Origin of the sequence: Kitasatospora sp. NPDC036755 (assembly GCF_040636595.1) — a bacterium.
In the GTDB taxonomy this organism is placed as follows: domain Bacteria; phylum Actinomycetota; class Actinomycetes; order Streptomycetales; family Streptomycetaceae; genus Kitasatospora.
In genome coordinates, this window is record NZ_JBEZUT010000520.1 from 1 (window position 1) to 4060 (window position 4060).

The following is a 4060-nucleotide window of genomic DNA, read 5'->3' on the forward strand; positions in this document are numbered from 1 at the left end:
GCCGGGTCGTGGGCGCGCCCGGGCGCGGGGACGACGCCCCCGGCGCGCTCGGGTGGGCCCCCGCCCCGGGGCCCGGGTGGGCGGACCGCCGCGGGCCCGGGGCCGGTTCAGAGTGCGGCGGACCGGTGGGTCGGCCGGCCGGCCAGGACGGTCAACAGCACCGGGACGTCCGCGAGTTCGGTGGCCGGGGTGGTGAGCGGGTCGGCGCCGAGCACGGTGAGGTCCGCGCGGTGGCCGACGGCGATCCGGCCGGCCAGCCGCTCCTCGCCGGCCGCGTGGGCGGCGTTGGCGGTCATCGCCAGCAGGGCCTCCGCGGCGGTGAGCGCCTGCCCGGGGTTGTGCGGGGCCTGGCTCAGGTCGCGGGTGGGGCGGCGGTGGCGGGCGCCCGCCATGACGCCGAGGGGCGAGTAGGCGGCGATCGGCCAGTCCGATCCGAGGACGACGGTGGCGCCGGCGTCCCAGAGGTCCCGGCAGCGCCAGGCGCGGTCGGCGCGTTCCTCGCCGAGGCGGCGGGACCAGTTGTCGGTGTGGTCGGCCCGGGTGAAGTCGCAGCAGTGGGTGGGCTGCATGGAGGCGATCACGTCCAGTTCGGCGAAGCGTCGGATCACCGCGTCCGGGACGGTCTCGATGTGCTCGATCCGGTGGCGGACGGCGCGGGCCTCCGGGCCCGTCGCCGTCCTGTCCGCCGTCCTGTCCGCCGTCCTGTCCGCCGTCCTGCCCGTCGCCTGCTCGATCGAGTCGAGCGCGTGCCGGACGGCCGCGTCGCCGATCGCGTGGGTGGCCGTCGGCACCCCGGCGCGGTGCAGTTCCCGTACGACGTGGGTGTAGTGGGCCGGGTCCGGCCAGAACGCGTGGGTGGACTCGCCGTGGTCGTCCGGCTGTTCCAGCCAGGCGGTGCCGTTGTCGATCGTGCCGTCCATGAACAGTTTGACTCCGTCCACCCGCCAGAGGCGGCCGCCCCGGCCCTGCTGTTCGACCAGCGCGCGCAGCCCCTCCGCGTCCACTCCGGGCTGGCACCAGGGGGCGACGCGCAGCCGCAGCGGCAGCGCGTCGGCCTCGTCCAGCTCGGCGAGGAGGTCGAGGCTGTCGCCGTTGGCGTCCATCGCGTGGCCACCGGTGAGGCCGGTCGCGGCCATGGCGCGCAGGGCGGCGGCGAGGCGGTCGCGGCGTTCGGCGCGGGTGGGCTGTGGGGCGGCGCGCTCGACCAGCTCGCAGGCGGCGTCCTCCAGCAGCAGGCCGGTGGGACGGCCCTGGGCGTCGCAGACCACCTCGGCGGCCTGGTCGAAGCCGCGCGGGCCGTCCACGCCGGCCAGCTCCAGGGCGCGCGGGCTGGCGAGCATGGAGTGGGCGTCGAAGAGCTGGAGCAGGGCCGGGACGCCGTCCAGGACGGGGGCCAGCGCGGCGGATTCCACGGGGCGGCCGCCGAAGACGTTCGGGTCCAGGCCCCAGGCGTGCAGCCAGGCGCCGGGGGTGAGGCGCCCGGCCTCGGCGGCGAGGGCGGCGCGGACGTCGGCCAGGTCGGTGCAGCCGGAGAGGTCCAGGCCGTGGGTGAGTTCGGCGCCGGACACCGGGTGCAGGTGGCCGTCGACCAGGCCGGGGGTGACCACGGCGCCCTTGAGGTCGATCACCGTGGTCGTGGGGTCGGCGAGTGCGCGGATGGCGCGGTCGTCGCCGAGGGCGGCGATCCGGCCGTCCACGACGGCGAGGGCGGTCTGCGGGAGGAAGCCGCCGGAGGCGGGATCGAGCAGGCGCGCGGAGAGGAGGACGAGGGAGGTGCGCACTTCGGCTCCAGGGGTGGTGCGGGCGTGGGGGAGTGGGCTGTGAGGGACGGGGCGTGCGGGGCCTGCGGGGCGGGTGTCAGGACTGCCCGGGGTCCGGTGAGTCCAACGCGCCTTCGGTCAGGCCCAGTTCGCGTTCGGCGGTGGCGGCGGCGAGTCGGGTGACGGAGGACGGGTGGTTGCGCAGGCCGGTGTTGGCGTGGCCGGCCAGGCCGTCGATCACGACGAGGATCCGGACGGCCGCCAGGACCGGGTCGTCGGCGTGGAACTCGCCCCGTTCGACGCCGGCGGCGATCAGGCCGCCGAGCCGGCCGCGCCAGGCGGTCTCCTGGTCGAGCACGCGGTCGCGCAGGACGGGGCGGTAGCGGCTGAGGTGGCGGGCGTTGAGCCACAGTCGGCTGACGTCGTCGTAGGAGGGGCCGGTGGTGCGGGCGAAGAAGCGGCCCAGGTGCCGCAGGGGCGAGCCGTCCCTCGGGTCGGCGGGCAGCAGTGCGTCGAGTTCGGCGGTGGCCGCGCTGCCGAAGGCCTCGGCGACGAGGTCCTCGACGGCGGGGAAGTAGTGGCTGATCAGGCCGGGCCGGACGGCCAGCTGGTCGGCGATCCGGCGGAGGGTGATGCACTCCAGGCCCTCGGTGAGGGCGACCTCGGCCGCTGCGCCGACGATCTCCGCCCGGCGGTCCTCGGGGGACTTGCGAACCCGCTTGCGCTGAACGCTTGACGTCATGTGCCGGATGCTATTGAGTGTGCGACCAATAAGCAAGCAGGTGGGCACGACACCCCCACGGAGGGCCCCCAATGGCGTCCACGCTCCCGGACCACCCCGACACCTCACCGGACCACCCCCATGTCCCGCCGGACCTCGCCCCGCCCCCGGGAGCCCCGCTCGGACGGGAACGCGGCGCCCGGGTCGAGGTCCACGGCATCGACCGCATCCCCGACGGCGAACGGCGCGGGCGCCCCCGCGAGCTGTTCGCGATCTGGGCGGCGGCCGGCGTCAACTACCTCAACCTGGTGGTCGGCGGCGCCCTGGTCCTGAGCGGCCTCGCCCCCTGGCAGGCCTTCGCCGTGGTCGTCCTCGGCAACCTGTTCTGGCTGGTCACCGGGCTGCTCGCGGTCTCCGGACCGGCCGCCGGTGCGCCCAGCGAAGTCATCACCCGCGCCATGTACGGAATCCGGGGCAACCGGGTGAACAACGCCGTCACCGGCTGGATGATCTCCGTCTGCTACTTCGCGCTGAACCTCGCTGCGGCCGCCGTCGCCGCCTTCTCGCTCGCCGAGGAGGCGGGGATCAGCCCCACCACCCCGATCAAGGTCGCCATCGTGATCGCGATCGTCGTGCTCACCCTCACCATCAGCGTCTACGGGCACGCGCTGATCGTCCGGCTCTACCTGCCGATCACCCTCGCCCTCACCGCGGTGTTCGCGGTGGTCGGGTACACCATCGTCACGCACGCCGACCTCGGCTGGACCCAGCCCGAGCCGCTCTCCGGCGGCCGGCTCCTGGCGGCCGTCCTGGCCGGCGTCACCCTGATCGCCTCCGGCCCGCTCTCCTACACCACCAGCGCGGACTTCTCCCGCTACCTGCCCGCGGCCACCGCCCCGCGCGCGGTCCTCGGCTGGACCGCCCTCGGGGGCTTCCTGCCCAGCGTGGTGGTCGGTGGCCTCGGCGTGCTCGGCGCCACCGCCGTCGACATGGCCGACCCGCAGGCCGCGCTCCGGCAGATCCTGCCCGGCTGGTTCGACCCCGTCTTCCTGCTCTCCCTGGTGGTCGGCACCATCGCCGTCAACGCCCTCACCGCGTACAGTGCGGGCCTCGCCCTCCAGGCGGTCGGCCTCCGCGTCCGACGCACCCGCAGCGTGCTGCTGGACGGCGCCGTCGCGGTCTCGCTGACGCTGTACGCCCTGCTGGTCTCCGACTTCCTCGACACCGTCAGCAACGTGCTCCAGCTGACCGTCGTACTCCTCGGCCCCAGCACCGCCGTGTACGCGACCGACATCCTGCTGCGCCGCAACCGCTACGACGGCCGCGCCCTCGGTGACGAGAGCCCCGGCAGCCCCTTCTGGTACCGCGCCGGCGTCAACCCGGCCGGCGCCGTCGCCGTCGCGGGCGGTGTCACGGCCGCGGCCCTCGGCGTGGACACCCTCTACACCGGCCCGTTGGCCGCGCTGGCCGGCGCGGACGTCGCGCTGCCGTCGGGTGTGACGGTGGCGGTCCTGCTGCGCCACCGCGACCAGGCCAAGCTGCGCACCACCGTCGAGGGCCTGCTCAAGACCGTCTCGCC

The 4060-nt window shown here is 75.4% G+C and carries 3 protein-coding genes; 1 reads left to right on the top strand and 2 read right to left on the bottom strand.

Annotated elements, in window-relative coordinates:
- Positions 1-107: 107 nt before the first annotated feature.
- Together AB0E96_RS39155 and AB0E96_RS39160 are read right to left on the bottom strand one after the other, a co-directional pair.
- Entirely contained in the window at positions 108-1781 is a 1674-nt protein-coding gene (locus AB0E96_RS39155) for an amidohydrolase (RefSeq protein ID WP_359831325.1), read from the bottom strand.
- Positions 1782-1857: 76 nt separating this feature from the next.
- Positions 1858-2502, bottom strand: coding sequence for a TetR family transcriptional regulator C-terminal domain-containing protein (locus AB0E96_RS39160; protein WP_359831326.1), 645 nt, complete (start codon positions 2500-2502; stop codon positions 1858-1860).
- A gap of 71 nt (positions 2503-2573) precedes the next feature.
- Here AB0E96_RS39160 and AB0E96_RS39165 point away from each other — a divergent pair.
- A partial coding sequence (locus tag AB0E96_RS39165; RefSeq protein WP_359831328.1) for a cytosine permease occupies positions 2574-4060 on the top strand: 1487 nt, incomplete at its 3' end.